Here is a 16,883-nt window from a genome sequence, read left to right on the forward strand (position 1 = left end):
GGTCACTTCACCAGACATTGAAAATCAAAAATTAATTTTGATGCTCGATGCTGTGAGTGCCCACACAGATTGCTTGATTCAAATTGTTAAAGAGCAGGGTCTGAAACTATAACCCTCACCGGATTGCTTTGCAAGCCGAACCAGCCGCGCACTGCGCCGTGCTGATGGGGTCGCATTATAGGGGGCCAATCTGTGATGACAAGCATAATTTACATGTTTTTTTGATAAAGCCTAAAATCGTTTAAATCATCACCTATCAGTGTCTGCATTTACGCCACAAGGTGTCGATGGAGTACCATTGTTGGGGCTGTGACCATCATTGTCGAGAGAGCGCTACAGCGCTACTCCTTCTTACTCCTCCTTAAGTTTTCCCCTCTATTGAAGAGCCGCAATAGAAAAGGGCCCTTGAGGGCCCTTATCATCATGCTTAATGCTTATATAGAGAAACTGGAGCCGCAACCACAAGTGGTGGTGGCGTTAGGGTTGGTCACCAGGAAGCGAGAACCTTCCAGACCTTCGCTGTAATCGACGCTGCCGCCGACCAGGTATTGCAGGCTCATGGGATCGATCACCATAGTGACACCGCTCTTCTCAACCACGGTATCGCCATCATTGATCTTCTCATCGAAGGTAAACCCATACTGGAAACCGGAGCAGCCACCGCCCGTGATATACACCCGCAGCTTGAGCTCGGGATTCTCTTCTTCGGTGATCAGGGTCTTCACCTTGTTTGCTGCCGCATCCGTCATCTGGATTGGCAACTGGGCCTCTGCTACTGCACTCATCACTGACCTCACAACCATTGGAACTGCGAAATTATCTAATACCCGACCATTTAGTTCAAGTATTCACCAAGCTAGGCTACCCGGATGTGGCGGACGGCGCCAGCTCAGTCGGAGGCGCCAACATGGGTTTCAGGACCTCGTTCCATTCAACCAGCAGCTCCTGTGCAGGCTGACGCCCCTCCTTGGAGATGGTGACCCGGATCCGGTCGGGCACAAACCCATCCGGCAGTTGCCAATCGCCCTCCAGAAGCTGGAAGTAGCGTAAGGAGTAGCGGCCCGCGCCGGCCTTCATCTGCAGATCCCGTCCGCTCAGGATCTTCGGTTTGTCATTCTGGCTTCCTTCAACCCGGATCTGTACCTGGCCGCGAAACAACTCGCGCTGTTTGGCTGGCTGAGTCAGCGCCAGTCGATAGTGATAACGGTTTGGAACGCTGCTCTCCTGTACCGTAAGATTGTCGATGACCACACCACTCTGCTCCCCTTCAGGGCGCATGATCCGCTCAAAGAAGGCGAGCTGGCGTTTCAACTCCTGAGATTGTGCCTCCTGGGACTTGAGCTGTTGCTGCAACTGTTCAAAAGCCGCTTGCTGAGTGGCAATCTGGGTCTGCTTGACCCCAAGTTCAGATTCGAGTTTGCCAATGGCCTCGGCCTGACGTGCCAGGGTCTGTTGCTGTACCTCGAGCAAGCTGCCCTGAGCCAGCTCCTGACGATTGCCAACAACGTATCCCGCCAGCGCTCCCAGAGCCAAGACTGCGAGCAGTATCCATTTCTGTTTCATGCGCGCACCACCTCGCCCAGTTGATTCATGTTCTGACTATATATAGAGATATTCAGGCCGCCGCACTGTTTTCACCACGGCGTTGTCGTGCCGCCAGACGCAAGGTCCGCTCCAGAATTTGTGAATAGATGGGGCGGCCGCCCAACCACTGAGCCACTATCGTCGCCCCTATGGTGGTGATCATCATCGGCAGGATGAGCTGATAGTTGTCGGTCATCTCGGTAACCAACACTATCCCCGTCACGGGGGCTCGCACCGTCGCGGCGAATAGTGCCCCCATGCCAGCGATGGCGAAGGCCCCTGGTTCTATGCCTAGCTCGGGGAAGGCGGCGTGGAAGATATAGCCAAATACCAGACCAAAGAGAGTCCCCAGAGCCAGGGTCGGTGCAAACACCCCCCCAGGAGCCCCTGAGCAGAAGCAGATCAGGGTTGTCACCAATCGCACCGAGAAGATGAGAAACAGGGTGGCCATGGCATAGTCCCCTGACAGCAGATGAGGGATAAGCTCTGTGCCGCCCCCCGTGACCGATGGCACGAAAATCGCCAGTACCCCGAAGGTACCCGCTACCAGCATGCCGATCGCCACGAAACGATGGCGCTTGTTTTGATGCAGGGCCAGATAGCCATCCTGGCAGGCCAGTACCAGCTTGTTGAACACGAAACCCAGCACCCCAAACGCCGCCCCCATGAAGAGAAACAACCAGAGTGCCTTCAGATCCGGCGCATCATAGTGCGGCAGGGCGATGACAGGGTGCTGCCCCTTCATGTTCTGCAGGGTCAGGGTCGCCATCACGGCCGAGATGCTGACCGCCTTGATGGCAAGAAAGGAGTAACGAAACTGGGGGCGCATCTCTTCCATCACGAAGAGTATGCCGGCCAGCGGCGCATTGAAGGCGGCCGCCAGTCCACCTGCGGCACCTGCGGCCAGCAAGGCGTGACCATGCTCCTTGGGGAGGCGGAAGATGTCGGCCACCATCTTGCCGAGGTTGCCCCCGATCTGCACCGAGGGACCTTCGCGGCCAAGCACCATGCCGGAACTCAGGGTACAGATGCCGCCGAAGAACTTGACCGGCAGCACTCGCCACCAGCGCACGGGGCGCAGATCGTCCATGGCTCCCTCTATCTCGGGAATGCCGGATCCGCCCGCTTCGGGGGCGAAGGCATGGGTCAGGAAGTAACCCACCATGCCAAGCAGGGCGCTGATGCCAAACCCCATGAACAACAGTTGCCACCAGGGGCGATCGGCCAGAAAGGTGCCGCGCTGCATGACCACCCAATTCACTCCGCTTTCGAACAGGCCACACACCAATCCGGCCAATATGCCGACCACGGCCGCCAGCAAGAGTACCCAGAGCGGCATCTTGTCTTGTTGAATGAGTCGTCGCACCATCCAGCTATGGGAGGATGCCCCTGCCGAACCCGCCGCAGAATGAGTGTCTTGTGCCATGAGAGAAACCATCGTCAGCCGTTAGATGAAACCCGGGGCTGCTGCCCACCAATGGGGCTTTCTGCTATAGTCGGCCCGTTTAAATGTCACTGGGCCGCCAAGTGCGCCGGGTACGAGAGTCATGAGCATACCTTGCCAGGGGCAGACTGCCGAGTCTGGATCCGCCTCTCCCCCCTCAGTGACGGTCAAAATCCCATTAAGGATGATCCATGTCAAAATCAGATCAGCTGTTTGAACAGGCCTGCCAAACCATCCCGGGCGGCGTCAATTCACCGGTACGCGCCTTCAACGGCGTAGGCGGCACCCCCCGTTTTATCGAACGCGCCGACGGTGCCTATCTCTATGACGTGGATGGTCAATCCTATGTCGACTACATAGGTTCCTGGGGCCCCATGCTGCTCGGCCACAATCATCCGGCCATCAAGGCTGCGGTCATCAAGGCCGTCGAGAAGGGGCTCAGCTACGGCGCGCCCACCGAGATTGAAGTGCTGATGGCCCAGAAGGTACGCGAGCTGGTGCCCTCCATGGAGCAGGTGCGCATGGTCAACTCCGGCACAGAAGCGACCATGAGCGCCATCCGTCTGGCCCGTGGCTATACCGGCCGCGACAAGATTGTGAAGTTCGAAGGGTGCTACCACGGGCACGCCGACTCTCTGCTGGTCAAGGCCGGTTCTGGCGCCCTCACCCTGGGCCAACCCAACAGTCCGGGCGTCCCTGTCGATTTCGCCAAGCACACCCTCACCTGCGTGTTCAACGATCTGGACTCGGTTCGCGAAGCCTTCAACCAGTACGGCAGCGAGATTGCCTGCATCATCGTGGAGCCAGTGGCGGGCAACATGAACTGCATTCCGCCCCTGCCCGGTTTCCTGCAGGGGCTGCGCGCCATCTGTGACGAGTTTGGCGCCTTGCTGATCCTCGATGAGGTGATGACAGGGTTCCGTGTCGCCCTCGGCGGTGCCCAGGCCCACTACGGCATAGATCCGGACCTGACCACCCTTGGCAAGATCATCGGCGCGGGTATGCCGGTGGGCGCCTTCGGTGGCAAGAAGAAGGTGATGCAGCACATAGCACCGACCGGCCCTGTCTACCAGGCTGGCACCCTGTCTGGCAACCCGGTTGCCATGGCCGCCGGTCTCGCCATGCTGGATCTGCTGCAAGCCCCTGGCCTGCATCAGCAGCTGGCAGAGAAGACAGCCGCCGTCGCCGAGGGCCTCAAAGCCGCAGCGGCCAAACACGGTATCCCCCTCGCCATCACCTATGTCGGCGGCATGTTCGGTTTCTTCTTCACCGAAGAGACCGAGATCAGCCGTTTTGAACAGGTGACCCGCTGCGACATGGCACGCTTCAAGCGCTTCTATCACCTCATGCTGGATGAGGGCGTCTATCTGGCGCCCAGCGCCTATGAGGCTGGCTTCCTCTCCATGGCGCACGGTGAGCAGGAGATAGCACACACGTTGGCGGCGGCGGATCGCAGCTTCGCCAAGCTGGCGCAGGCATAAATCCGGCCACATGATGCAAGGGGCCCTTGGGCCCCTTTCTCTTTGATGGCCCAAGACCCAAGCAGCACATCCCCGGCCCTGCGCCTGCCCTCTTTGCACCAATCTGGTGCCAAAGCCGCCCCTTGCCCCAAGTTGCCTCACGATTTCATCATCAAACTGCCACCAGGGGGTCATTTCTACCCGTCAGTCTGGGCCCATAACTTGCAAGACTAGCTGGCAATATGCGCCATCCATTCGGCATCACCCTGGAGGTCCCCATGGCTAACATGAGCCCTATCGATCTCATCCGCCGCTATCAGGAGTACGAGCCCGAGCTGCGCCTGCTGTTGCTGGGCTTGATCCAGCATTCGGACAAGGCGCTGGCACGCTACCCCTTCGTGCTGAGCACCCGGCCGCAGAGCGGCCCCATTGCCATTTTCCCTCCCTACCCCACCGCACAGGGGGAGTTGCACCTGCACGTACAGGGGGAAGGCATCCTCATCACCCTTAGCTTGCAGGAGCTGATCGCCTGGTTGATGGGGGACAAACAGCGCCGCAAACTCACGCCATGGTTCAAGGGAGTCTATGTATTGCTGAGCCTGGCGCTGTTTCTCATCGTCGCCAGCCTGATCTGGCATGGATTGCATGAGCTCTACCTGCTCGCCTGCGGCGAGAGCAGCAACCGGCTTGGGGCCTTCAGTGCCATCATCTTCCTGACCCTGGCATTGGCGGTATTCGATCTGGGTAAAACCATCTTGGAGGAGGAGGTGCTGCTCCATAAAGACATCTTTCGCCACAGCGCCATTCGCCGCACCATCACCCGCTTCATTGCCGCCATCTTGATTGCCGTCTCCATCGAGGGGCTATTGCTGCTGTTCAAGGGCTCCCTCGGCCAGACCGAACTGCTCTGGCCTGCGGTGGGCGTGATGGTCTGCGCGGTGGGGCTACTGGTGGGCCTTGGCTTGTATGTCTTTCTCGGTGCTCGCGCCGAAGCGGCCCTGGTTCAGGCCAGCCAGCGTCCCTCTCCCCCCCATGAAACCTCTGACGGCAGGCGCTTTGTCCAACGCCATGAGGCGCGCCGCCACGACCCCTAGCAGAGAGAGGCCATTCCCCTTTCCTTGGGGAACATAATGCAGAGAAGAATCCGAACGGCTCTGCTATTACTTGTTGTCGGGGGCCCGTCCCTCGTCTCATCGGCTTAGCCCTGGTCATTTCGCGACGACCAATGTCACCGATGAGCGCTAAACCCAAAGCGAGTCGGTCTATGCCGACTCGCTTTTCAATCTCTGACTCATCTGGACGTGATCCCCATCAGTTCGAGCAGGGCCCAATGTCAGTGGGCACAGGCGAACGACCTGCCTCCATCAACCCCTTGATCGCCGTGAAACTGTCAAAGGCGGCCTGGGCGGCAACCCGGTTGACCACCCAGCCCGGCAAATTGCCACCGGGATGGGTGTAAGTTTCGAGACTAATTCGACTCTCTCCCTGCTTGAGCGATTCGGCCCGCCACACCCCATGGCTGGCGCGGATCCGCATCAGCCCCTTGTTCGGCGGCAGAGCATCGGGTTCGGCCCATACCCGCAGGGTGAAGCCGCACCCGGACAACCAGCTCAGTCGGGAACGGGTGATGAGCTCTCTGTCCTCGGCAGGCCAGGGCGCCGCCAATCGGGTGTAGACCAGATCCTCGTCCGGACTGGGGTGAGCAAGCAGCCGCACCTCGCGACTGCCCGGCAACCAGAGTGTGTGACGCGCCGTGTCACGGAGCACCGCCAGCAACGCCACGGGTCTGGCTTGAACCTGCATGTCCAGCTTGAATGCCAGGAAGGGGCCCGGTGGATTGGGGCGGCTCCAGAGCGTGACGCCCCCCTGCTCCCGCTGTAGCGCCCAGTCAGGCTCGGCGCAGGCAGCGCCGCTCAGCAGAAGCAGCAACAAGGCACCCACTCCATCTCTTGATGTCCATCTCATCATCCGCTCCTCCCGAGCTACGGCACTGTTGTTACTCCAGTGTGGGGGTCCCTCGCCCATTCGCCCCAAGCATTGGCTCAAGGCTCATTGCATTGTCAGCGCGGTTCAACCAGTTCGAGGGGCAGGCCATCGGGGTCTGCGAAGAAGGTGAAGCGACTGCCGGTCAGCTCGTCCACCCGCACCGGCTCCACGGCCACCCCGTGCTGCTCCAGATGGGCGATGACAGGATCGAGCGCCGCCACCCTGAACGCCAGGTGGCGCAGGCCGCATGCCTCGGGGCGGTTCGGTCTGGCTGGCGGCGCCGGGAAACTGAACAGCTCAATCTGGCTGCCGTCCGGCAATGCCAGATCCAGCTTCCAGGATTGGCGCGCCTCCCGCAGGGTCTCCGCGATGATGGGCAGCCCCAGGATCTCATGATAGAAACGCCGGGAAACCTGATAGTCACTGGCGATGATGGCCAGATGATGGATACCGCCAAGCAGGGCAGATGTCATGAGCACTCCGAAAAAATGGGCTGCCATTGCAGCCCATCACAGGTTAGTTGAAGAAACCGCTGAACCACTGATCCAGGGCATTGGCCGGGTTGCCGCCGCCACAGCTGGCGGGGGGAGGCAGGCCAGCCGTTTTAGCTGGCACTTGCAAGCTGCCGGGACAGTTGGCAGATACCCGGGTGCCGCTGGTACGTGCGAAGCTGGCCCAGCTCACCCCTTTGGGCATATTGAGGGTCAGGCTGTTGACACCACGCTGGTTCAGATAACCGCTGAACAACTGGAGTGCGCCGCTCGAACCGGTCAGGCCAGCCGAGGTGTTGTCATCGCGACCAACCCAGATGCTGACCAGTTCACTGTTGTCCATGCCGGCAAACCAGGAGTCACGCAGCTCGTTGGTGGTCCCCGTCTTGCCCGCCATGACGATACCCGGGAAACGCGCACTCAGGGAGCGCGCCGTGCCCTCGCTGACCGTCTTGGTCATGGCGAACAGCGTCAGCCAGCTGGCATCCTGATCCGCAACCCGTTTGGCGCTCTGGCCATGCTGATAGATCAGTTTGCCATCGCCCCCGACCACGGCCCGGATAGCCGATAACGGCTGGGTCATGCCCTGGTTGGCGATCGGCAGATACATCTGGTTCACCTCCAGAGGGGAGAGTGCCACCGCCCCCAGCACCAGGGAGGGATAGGGCTGGATCTCCTGCTCGACGCCAAGCTTGTGCAAGGTGTCGACCACCTTGTCCAGCCCCACCTGCAGCCCCAGATTGACGGTCGGGACGTTGAGGGAGTGGGCCAGCGCCTCCATCAGCGGCACGCTCTGGCGGAATTTGCGGTCATAGTTTTGCGGCGTCCACAGTTGGCCATCCTGGCCACGAATGCGGATCGGCTGATCCTTGAGCGGCGTCCCCAGGGTCAGGCCATTGGAGAGACCGGTGAGGTAGACCGCAGGCTTGACCAGGGATCCTATCTGGCGACGGGCATCGATCGCCCGGTTGAAGCCGGCAAAACGGGGATCCCGCCCACCCACCAGGGCAACCACTTCGCCCTTGTGCCAGTCGGAAACCACCATGGCGGCCTCCAGCCGCTTCTTGCCACGCTGCTTCTCTATCTGGGTCAGACCCGACTCCACCGACTGCTCGGCGGCGTGCTGGGCGATAGGATCCAGGCTGGTGAAGATCTTGAGACCGGACTGGCTGAGCAAGTCGGCACCAAAGCGGGTCTGCACCTCGCGCTTGAGCAGATTCATGAAGGCCGGGGTACGGCCATAACTCATCTTGCCCCGGGTGATGATGCCGAGCGGCTGCTTGCTGGCCAGCTCGAATTCCGCCTGGGTCAGGCTACCGTGCTCGCTGAGCAGTTTGAGCACCAGATCCCGGCGCGTCTTGGCCCGCTCCGGGTAACGCCAGGGATCATAATAGGAGGGCCCTTTCACCAGACCGACCAGCAGGGCAACCTGATCTATCTCCAGCTCGTTGACCGGCACGCCAAAGTAGAAATAGGAGGCGAGCCCGAAGCCATAGACCCCTTGCGAGAAGTTCTGACCGAGATAGACCTCGTTGAGATAGGCCTCCAGGATCTCATCCTTGCTGTAGCGATAGTCGATGAGCACCGCCATGTAAGCCTCTTGCAACTTACGCCACAGGCTGCGCTCCCGGGTCAGGAAGAAGTTCTTGGCGAGCTGCTGGGTGAGGGTACTGCCCCCCTGCACAGTGCGCCCGGCCAGCACGTTCGCCGCCATGGCGCGCATGATGGCCACCGGGCTGACGCCGCCATGCTGATAGAAGTCGCGATCCTCTGTGGTCAGCAGCGTCACCAGCAGGCTGTCCGGCACCTCGGCAATCCGCACCAGCAGGCGATCCTCGCGCCCCTCGGGATTGAGTCTGTCCAGCAATACGGGGTCCATCTGGGCATAACCTAGCTGACGCTGATTCTCCATGGACTGGATCTTGTCCAGGCGCGGTCCGTTGAAGGTGAGCCGCATGGCCCGGGCCTTGTCGGCACCGTCATAGAAGTCAAACGGACGACGCACCAGCTCTATGCTGCTGCCATCCACCCGATATTCACCAGGGGAGTGAGGTTGGCGCACCGGCTTGTAACTCAGCATCTTGAGCTCGCGCATCATCTGATCACGGGAGAGTCGCTGCCCCGGGTAGAGCTCCAGGGGACGGCTATAGACCATGACCGGCAGTTGCCACTTCTCGCCATCGAAGCGATCGCGCACCTTGGTGTCCAGATAGATGCCAAACACCACCAGGAAGGCGGCGGCCACCAGCGAGAGTTTGACTCCCAGCCAGAACAGGGTGCGCCACAGGGTGCTTTTGGGCGCGGCCTTCTTCGGGCTACGCTTGCGTTTTTGGGTTGCCATGAATCCTCATTCTTCTTATCACCAGCCCTCACATCCGGGGTATGGCGCCTGTCTGTCACAGGCCCGCTGGGCGGGCCGCGTTGAGATTGTGTTACCAGCCTCCTCTCTCATCGGAGGGGCTACTGCTGCATTCGCTTCTTGGTGACGCTGGTCGGCATCGCCTCCAGCGGGTTATCCGGCCAGTAATGGCGCGGGTAACGGCCCTTCATCTCTTTCTTCACCTCCCCATAGGAACCCACCCAGAACGCCGCCAGATCGGCGGTGATCTGCAGTGGGCGACGCGCCGGGGAGAGCAGTTCCACCACCAGGGCTACCCGCCCCTCGGCGACCCGGGGCGTGCTGGCCTGGCCAAACATCTCCTGGATCCGCACCGGTATGACGGGCGCCTGACCCGGCTCATAGCGAATGCGCACCCGGCTGCCGGTCGGGGCGGTGAAGTGGCTGGGTAGCGCATCATCCAATCGCTTGGGCAGGGGCCAGGGCAGAGCCTGACGTAAAATATCGTTCAAATCCAATTTCTTGAGTTGCTCAAGCCGCGTCATACCATTGAGGGCTGGCAGCAACCACAGCTCCAGCCCGGCCAGCAAACTGGCCTCGTCCATCGCGGGCCAACCCGCTTCGGGCAACCAGTCGGCGGCGCAGCGCAGCCGGGCCAGCAGGCCTTCACTCGCCTCATTCCAGGGCAATACATGCAGCCCCTTGCGCCGGATCCCCTGCAGCAGGCAGCGCCCCTTCTGCTCATCGGACAGCTCGGTCAGCGGTCGCTGGCCGAGTACCAGCTCGCCGATCACCTGTTGCCGCTCGGCTCGCACCCGCTCCTCACGCTCATCCCAGTCGAACCAGTCCCGGGTCGAGACCAGCTCGGGCAGTTGGCGCGCCAGCTCATCCAGATTGACCGGCTCGGCAATGAAAATACGACTGCCCCGCTCGTTCTGACCCAGCTCGACGGCAACGAGCGCCGCTTGCCCCTGGCAGGAGTGTCCCTCGACCAGATCGCAGCTCAGGCCACCACTTAATTGATAGCGACTGCCGGATCGCAATTTACCGATGCGATCCGGCCAGGCCAGGGCGCAGAGCAGACCCAGCCATTGGCCCTGGGCGCTGGCGGACCTCAGCTCCAGTCGCTTGAACCAGCGCTCGGCCTGGGATCTCAGCCCCCCCTGGCGGCGCGCGAACAGTACGGACAGGCGTTCGGATCCTCGCAGATCTTCCTCCAGCAGCGCTACCAGATATACCGCATCGGCGACAATCCCTGACAGACCATCCGCCGCCAATGCCTTGGCGGCGAGCAGCATCCGAGCCAGACGAGGATGGCAGCCCAGGGCGGCCATGGCGCGCCCTGCCGGGGTGAGCTGTTGCTCACCCGGTTTGAGTGCGCCCAGGGTCTCCAGCAACCGCTGGGCTGCCGCCAGTGCCGAAGGCGGCGGCACATCCAGCAGCGGCAGGGCTTCGACCCTGGCTCCCCACTGGGCCGCATCCAGCAGCAAACCGGTCAGCTCCTGGGTCAAGATGTCCGGGGGGCTCTGCTCGGGGAGACGCTCCTGCCCTTCGCTGCTCCACAGTCGGTAGCAGATCCCGGGACCGAGCCGGCCGGCCCGGCCCGCCCGCTGGGTGGCCGATGCCTTGGCTATCTGGCGAGTCTCGAGGCGGGTGACGCCACTTCTCAGGTCGAAGGAGGCGCGCCGCTCCAGTCCGCTGTCGATGACCATCTGGATACCCTCTATGGTCAGGGAGGTCTCGGCCACATTGGTGGTGAGCACCAGCTTGCGCTGACCAGCCGGGGCCGGGACAATCGCCGCCTGCTGCGCCGCCATATCGAGCCGGCCATAGAGGGGGGCAAGACGCACACCATCTGGCACCCTCTCGGCGAGCCAGAGCGCCAGTCGCTCTATCTCCCCCTGTCCCGGCAGGAACACCAGGGCGCTGCCCGGATGGGTCGCCAGGGCTTCCAGCACCACGGTGCCAACCTGGGGTTCCAGCCACTGCTGACGGCTGATGGGTCGGTAGTGATACTCGATGGGAAAACCCCGTCCCTCAGAGCGAATGACAGGGGCATCCGGCAGCAGGGTCTCCAGTGCCAACCCATCCAGGGTGGCCGACATCACCAGCAGCTTGAGATCCTCCCTGAGCCCTTGCTGACTCTCGATGGCAAACGCCAGGGCGGTGTCGGCATGCAGACTGCGCTCGTGGAACTCATCGAAGATGACCAGCGAGATCCCCGTCAGCTCGGGATCCTGCTGCAACATGCGCGTCAATACCCCCTCGGTCACTATCTCCAACCGGGTCTGCTTGCTGACCCGGCTCTCTCCCCGCACCCGCAGGCCGATACGCTCACCGACCTGCTCGCCGAGCTGGGCGGCGAGGAAACTGGCGATGTTGCGCGCAGCCAGGCGCCTGGGTTCGAGCATGATGATGCGCCCGGGCAGCCGATCCTGGCGCACCAGCTCCAGGGGCAACAGGGTCGACTTGCCCGCACCGGGAGGGGCCTGCAGTATCACGCTGTTGTGCTCGCCAAGGGCGGCAAAGAGCGCGGGCAACACTGAAACGATGGGGAGTTGAGACAAAGCGACGAAAACCTTCTGTAACTGGCTTAAAAACGCCGCCTATTCTGCCATAGAATGGGGCCCTGGCATCAGCGTGAAACCCAAATGCATGTCCCGACTCTTCTTTGCCCTGCCCCTGGATGAACTGGCACCCCGGCTCATCACCTGGCGTGACGGGCGTCCCTGGCCCGGCCAGGCCGTGCCACAGGCCAATCTGCACCTGACCCTGGCCTTCCTCGGCGAGGCCGATGAGCAGCAATGCGCCCACTTGCTGGCCATGGCCGAACGTCAACACTGCCCGCCCCTGAGCATCACCCTGGATCGTACCGGCTGGTTCGGGCGCGCCAAGGCCGCCTGGGTCGGCCCTGACGCCTGGCCCAACGAACTGACCGTGCTGGCACGGGCGCTGCGTCGCCATGGTGAACGCATCGGCCTGGGTAATGGTGAACAGGGGTATACCCCCCATATCACGCTGTCGCGCAAGGCGAGCGAGGCACCTGCCGCCACCCCGGCCCCCGCCTTCCTCTTGCAGGCCACAAGGTTCTGCCTCTATCAATCGGTCAGCACTGAGCAAGGGGTTAGCTACCAACCCCTGGCCTGCTGGCCCCTGACACCGAGAGTGAAAACCACTGATGGAATTTAACCCGCCCCTGCAATCGGGCCTGCTGCTGCGCCGCTACAAGCGCTTTCTCACCGACATCCAGCTCGATGATGGCAGCGAACTCACCATCCACTGCGCCAATACCGGCGCCATGACCGGCTGCGCCGATCCCGGCACCCGGGTCTGGTACTCCACCTCGGACAACCCCAAACGCAAGCTCCCCCACAGCTGGGAAATCGCCCAGAGTCCGGCGGGCCACTTCATCTGCGTCAACACGGCACGGGCTAATCAGATAGCCCGGGAGCTGATCGAAGGGGGCGCCATTTCTCCCCTCTCGGGCTATGACACCCTCAGACCCGAGGTGAAATATGGCGAAGAGAACAGCCGGATCGATTTCTTGCTGCAAGATGCCGCCAAGGCAGATTGTTACGTCGAGGTAAAATCGGTCACCCTGCTCGATGAGCGAGCGGGTGCTGGCATGGGGTATTTTCCCGATGCGGTCACGGCGCGCGGCGCCAAGCATTTGCGTGAATTAATCGCCATGAGGGCGGCAGGACACAGGGCAGTGCTGCTATTTATGGTGTTGCACTCCGGTATTGCCAGCGTTGCAGCAGCAGCCCACATAGATCCGCACTATAGTCAGCTTATTGAACAGGCACAGCTGGCAGGGGTTGAAATATTATGCTATCGCCCCCATCTTGGGGTGCAGCGCATGGAGCCACAAGGATTCATCCCGTTTGAATCCTGCTCATGCGACCCGACTGCGGCTGATAAAAGTGGGATTGGATAACATATTTGGCACTGCTTGTTTGCCTAGCCGTTACCCTTCTGCTATAGATGTCGCCCTCAATTTATGGATGGCACCATTAGGTGCTAAATAGGAGACAGGGCATGCCAACAGGCGAAATCAGGAAATCTCTGGGCCCCCTGGCCGTTGCGGGAGTTGCGCCTTACCAGGAAAAACCCGGTGAGGAGTACATGAATGACCAACAAAAGGCTCATTTCCGCAAAATCCTGGGAGCCTGGCGCAATCAATTGATGCAGGAAGTCGACCGCACAGTTGATCACATGAAGGACGAGGCAGCCAACTTCCCGGATCCCGTGGACCGCGCAGCACAGGAAGAGGAATTTGCCCTCGAACTGCGTACTCGCGACCGTGAGCGCAAGCTGATCAAGAAGATCGAGAAGACCTTGCTGCTGCTGGACGACGATGACTTCGGTTATTGCGAACATTGCGGCATCGAGATCGGCATCCGCCGCCTCGAAGCACGTCCCACCGCCGATCTCTGTGTGGACTGCAAGACGCTGGCCGAGATCAAAGAGAAACAGATGGCCGGTTAATCCGCCATTTGAACCACTCGGGGCCATTCCCCCGAATTGGTAGAAAAGGGAGCACTCAGCTCCCTTTTTTATTGAGCTTTGGCGGGCCCAGGGCGAGAATGGCGCTTCCATGTTCATCTTGTCTCTGCCGTCATGCCCCTGAGAAGCCCAACGCCCTCCCCTTATGTGGGACGCTTTGCCCCCTCCCCGTCCGGTCCGCTGCACTTTGGCTCCCTGATTGCGGCCCTGGGCAGCGTGCTGCAGGCTCGTTCCCGGGGGGGACGCTGGCTGCTGCGCATCGAAGACATCGATCCACCGCGGGAGATGGCCGGGGCAACGAGCCTGATCCTGCACGCCCTGGAGGCCTATGGCCTGCACTGGGATGGGGAAGTGGTATATCAGAGTCGCCGTCATGCTCGCTATGATGAGGTCATCGCCGCGCTCTACCAGGCGGGAGATCTCTACTGGTGCCGCTGCACCCGACGCGAGATAGCAGCGTGCGGCGGCCTCTACAATGGCCACTGCCGCACATTGGGGCTGACCCCTGCGGGCTGCGCCGCCCGGCTCCGCCAGCGTCATCCGGTATACGGCTTTGAGGATGGCCTGCTCGGCGCCATCACAGTGACCCCGGCCCTGGCAGAGGAGGATTTCATCATCCACCGCCGCGATGGTCTCTATGCCTACAATCTGGCGGTGGTGGTCGATGACATGGATGCGGGTATTACCGAGATAGTGCGTGGGGCCGACTTGCTCGAGCCAACGGTGCGCCAGGTGGCGCTCCACAGAGCGCTGGGCAGTGAGCCTCCCGCCTGGGTTCATCTGCCCCTGGCGGTGTTGGCCGATGGCAACAAGCTCTCCAAGCAGAACCATGCGCCAGCCCTGAGCCTGACCGAGGTACGCCCCACTCTGCTGCAGGCGTTGCACTTTCTCGGCCAAGGGCCACCAGATGAGCTGGCAGCCTGTTCCATCACTGAGATAATCCAGTGGGCCATCGCTCACTGGCGGCTGGACAGGGTGCCCAAACAGCCGCAACCGGCACCGGGCTGCTAGCCCCCGACCACATGGTTTTTCATTTGGTCAAGGCTGAGCTATGATAGGCCGCTATTTTTTGGCCTCCCGTCAATTTGAAGTCATGAAGAGGTGTACCATTTTTTCCCAGATCGCAAACTTTTGCCGCAAGGTGCTCGGCAAGGAAGAAGGCGACGAGTCGATGACGACTCAAGAGCCTGTCCACACTGCCACCCAGCGGAGTGCCGGACCAAGACGCACGCTGAGCCGTGACCAGCACCCCATCTCGCGCAAAGAGATCAGTGAGAATGCCCTCAAGGTTCTCTATCGCCTGAACAAGGGCGGCTATGACGCCTACCTGGTCGGCGGGGGTGTCCGGGATATTCTGCTCGGGAAGACGCCAAAGGATTTCGACATCGCCACCAACGCGACCCCGGAACAGATCAAGGCGCTGTTTAGCAACTGCCGCCTGATCGGCCGCCGCTTCCGTCTGGCCCACATCGTCTTCGGGCGCGACGTGATTGAGGTCGCCACCTTCCGTGGCCATCACCATCAGGTCAACAACAGCCGCCATGTCTCCGCCCAGAGCGATGAAGGCATGCTGCTGCGCGACAACGTCTACGGCACCATCGAAGAGGATGCCGAGCGTCGCGACTTCACCGTCAACGCCCTCTATTACAGTGCCAAGGATTTCACCCTGCACGACTTCGAGGGCGGCATCGATGATCTCGCCGAGCGCAAGCTGGAGCTGATCGGCGACCCCGAGACCCGCTACCGGGAAGACCCGGTGCGCATGCTGCGCGCCGTGCGTTTCGCCGCCAAGCTGGATATGCACATCAGTCCGCGCAGTGCCGCCCCCATCAAGGAGCTGGCATCGCTGCTGCAAGATATCCCGGCCGCCCGGCTGTTTGAGGAGACCCTCAAGCTGTTCCTGGCAGGCGACGGCCTGGCGACCTACAAGCTGCTCCGTGAATATGGCCTGTTCCAGCAGCTGTTCCCCCAGGTCGCCACCCTGTTCACCCCGCACGGCAACTCGCCGTTCGAGCAGTTCATCGAGCATGCCCTGACTGACACCGACACCCGGGTGCGCGAAGAGAAGCGGGTCACTCCCGCCTTCCTGTACGCCGCCCTGCTGTGGGGCAGTGTCGAGGCCCGTGCCCGCGTGCTGGAAAACGAGAGCGGCCTGCCCTGGCATGATGCCTTCATGCTGGCCATCAACGAGGTGCTCGACGCCCAGGTGCGCATCATTGCCGTGCCCCGTCGCTTCACCACGGATGTGCGCGACATCTGGGCCCTGCAGCAGCGCCTGACCCGCCGTCAGGGCCGCCACCCCGAGCGTGCCATGGAGCATCCCAAGTTCCGCGCCGCCTTCGACTTCCTGTTGCTGCGCAACCGGGTTGAGCGTGGCCTGGGCGAGCTCGCCGGCTGGTGGGAGCGCTATGTGGAGTCCAATCCGGATGTGCGCCCGCAGCTGCAACGGGAAGCGACCCGTGGCGGTGACAGGCCGCAAGCGGACAAACCCCAGGGTGAAGGCGAGAAACGCAGCAGCAACAGCCGCAACCGTCGTCGCCCCCGTCGTCGCAAGCCCAAAGCGGCCGAATGATGACCCAGGAGGTCTTCGTTGCCATCGGATCCAATCTGGCCGACCCGCTAGGCCAGGCTCGCCGCGCCGTGGTGGCGCTGGCGGCCTTGCCTGGATCTGCGCTGCAACAAGCCTCCTCTTTTTACAGCAGCCGCCCCATGGGCCCTGCGGATCAGCCTGACTACGTCAATGCCGTGGTCAGACTGACGACCCGGCTCGCGCCCCTGGCCTTGCTGGATCAGTTGCAAAGAATCGAGTTGGAACAAGGACGTGTGCGCAAAGACGAGAGATGGGGGCCCAGAAGTCTGGATCTGGATCTGCTGCTCTATGGGGCAGAGTGCCTGCAGAGCGAGCGCCTGACCGTCCCCCACTACGGCATGAAGGAGCGGGAGTTCGTACTGCTGCCCCTGTTCGAGATTGCGCCCGCTCTGGTGCTGCCTTGCGGCACCCCGCTCAACGATCTGGTTGCCCGCTGCCCCCGCAATGATCTCGCCATCATAGCGTCGGCTGCGAGCCTGTAGGA

15 protein-coding genes are annotated in these 16,883 nt (G+C 61.6%); 8 read left to right on the top strand and 7 right to left on the bottom strand.

Annotated elements, in window-relative coordinates:
- Positions 1-434 precede the first annotated feature (434 nt).
- The 3 genes from erpA to clcA form a co-directional block, all read right to left on the bottom strand.
- Positions 435-785 carry an iron-sulfur cluster insertion protein ErpA gene (gene erpA / locus M2366_RS17180; RefSeq protein ID WP_042041083.1) on the bottom strand — a complete coding sequence of 117 codons (351 nt, stop codon included), beginning with the start codon at positions 783-785 and terminating at the stop codon, positions 435-437.
- Positions 786-861: 76 nt separating this feature from the next.
- On the bottom strand, positions 862-1,563 hold the full coding sequence (locus tag M2366_RS17185; protein WP_259270250.1) for a DUF6776 family protein: 702 nt from the start codon (positions 1,561-1,563) through the stop codon (positions 862-864).
- Positions 1,564-1,615: 52 nt separating this feature from the next.
- Positions 1,616-3,010, bottom strand: a complete 1,395-nt coding sequence (gene clcA, locus M2366_RS17190; protein WP_042041085.1) for a H(+)/Cl(-) exchange transporter ClcA — start codon at positions 3,008-3,010, stop codon at positions 1,616-1,618.
- Between the two features lie 209 nt (positions 3,011-3,219).
- Here clcA and hemL point away from each other — a divergent pair, with 209 nt between their 5' ends.
- Positions 3,220-4,509: a glutamate-1-semialdehyde 2,1-aminomutase gene (gene hemL / locus M2366_RS17195; RefSeq protein WP_259270251.1), complete on the top strand. Its 1,290-nt coding sequence runs from the start codon at positions 3,220-3,222 to the stop codon at positions 4,507-4,509.
- A gap of 257 nt (positions 4,510-4,766) precedes the next feature.
- Positions 4,767-5,582 (top strand): hypothetical protein, encoded by an 816-nt coding sequence (locus tag M2366_RS17200; RefSeq protein ID WP_224432108.1) that lies wholly within the window; start codon positions 4,767-4,769, stop codon positions 5,580-5,582.
- A 217-nt stretch (positions 5,583-5,799) separates the two neighbouring features.
- Here the strand turns inward: M2366_RS17200 and M2366_RS17205 are convergent, their stop codons facing one another.
- The 4 genes from M2366_RS17205 to hrpB form a co-directional block, all read right to left on the bottom strand.
- Positions 5,800-6,429, bottom strand: a complete 630-nt coding sequence (locus M2366_RS17205) for an START domain-containing protein (protein ID WP_310508881.1) — start codon at positions 6,427-6,429, stop codon at positions 5,800-5,802.
- A 119-nt stretch (positions 6,430-6,548) separates the two neighbouring features.
- Entirely contained in the window at positions 6,549-6,947 is a 399-nt protein-coding gene (locus tag M2366_RS17210; protein ID WP_224432106.1) for a VOC family protein, read from the bottom strand.
- Positions 6,948-6,990: 43 nt separating this feature from the next.
- Positions 6,991-9,306 (bottom strand): penicillin-binding protein 1B, encoded by a 2,316-nt coding sequence (gene mrcB, locus M2366_RS17215; protein ID WP_042041089.1) that lies wholly within the window; start codon positions 9,304-9,306, stop codon positions 6,991-6,993.
- Between the two features lie 119 nt (positions 9,307-9,425).
- Entirely contained in the window at positions 9,426-11,870 is a 2,445-nt protein-coding gene (hrpB, locus tag M2366_RS17220; protein ID WP_259270253.1) for an ATP-dependent helicase HrpB, read from the bottom strand.
- Between the two features lie 88 nt (positions 11,871-11,958).
- Here hrpB and thpR point away from each other — a divergent pair, with 88 nt between their 5' ends.
- The 6 genes from thpR (at position 11,959) to folK (ending at position 16,881) form a co-directional block, all read left to right on the top strand.
- On the top strand, positions 11,959-12,492 hold the full coding sequence (gene thpR, locus M2366_RS17225) for an RNA 2',3'-cyclic phosphodiesterase (protein ID WP_042041092.1): 534 nt from the start codon (positions 11,959-11,961) through the stop codon (positions 12,490-12,492).
- Positions 12,482-13,240: a DNA/RNA nuclease SfsA gene (sfsA, locus tag M2366_RS17230; protein ID WP_042041093.1), complete on the top strand. Its 759-nt coding sequence runs from the start codon at positions 12,482-12,484 to the stop codon at positions 13,238-13,240. The genes thpR and sfsA overlap by 11 nt, the downstream gene beginning before the upstream one ends.
- A 101-nt stretch (positions 13,241-13,341) precedes the next feature.
- Positions 13,342-13,791, top strand: a complete 450-nt coding sequence (gene dksA, locus M2366_RS17235) for an RNA polymerase-binding protein DksA (protein WP_005897845.1) — start codon at positions 13,342-13,344, stop codon at positions 13,789-13,791.
- A 132-nt stretch (positions 13,792-13,923) separates the two neighbouring features.
- The gene (gene gluQRS, locus M2366_RS17240; RefSeq protein WP_259270254.1) at positions 13,924-14,820 is read left to right on the top strand and encodes a tRNA glutamyl-Q(34) synthetase GluQRS; all 897 of its coding nucleotides are present in this window, start codon (positions 13,924-13,926) and stop codon (positions 14,818-14,820) included.
- An 82-nt stretch (positions 14,821-14,902) separates the two neighbouring features.
- Positions 14,903-16,381, top strand: a complete 1,479-nt coding sequence (gene pcnB, locus M2366_RS17245; RefSeq protein WP_259270255.1) for a polynucleotide adenylyltransferase PcnB — start codon at positions 14,903-14,905, stop codon at positions 16,379-16,381.
- On the top strand, positions 16,381-16,881 hold the full coding sequence (gene folK, locus M2366_RS17250) for a 2-amino-4-hydroxy-6-hydroxymethyldihydropteridine diphosphokinase (RefSeq protein WP_084218162.1): 501 nt from the start codon (positions 16,381-16,383) through the stop codon (positions 16,879-16,881). The genes pcnB and folK overlap by 1 nt, the downstream gene beginning before the upstream one ends.
- Positions 16,882-16,883: the final 2 nt, after the last annotated feature.

It is taken from the genome of Aeromonas sp. BIGb0405 (assembly GCF_024807335.1).
GTDB classification, from domain to species: domain Bacteria; phylum Pseudomonadota; class Gammaproteobacteria; order Enterobacterales; family Aeromonadaceae; genus Aeromonas; species Aeromonas rivuli.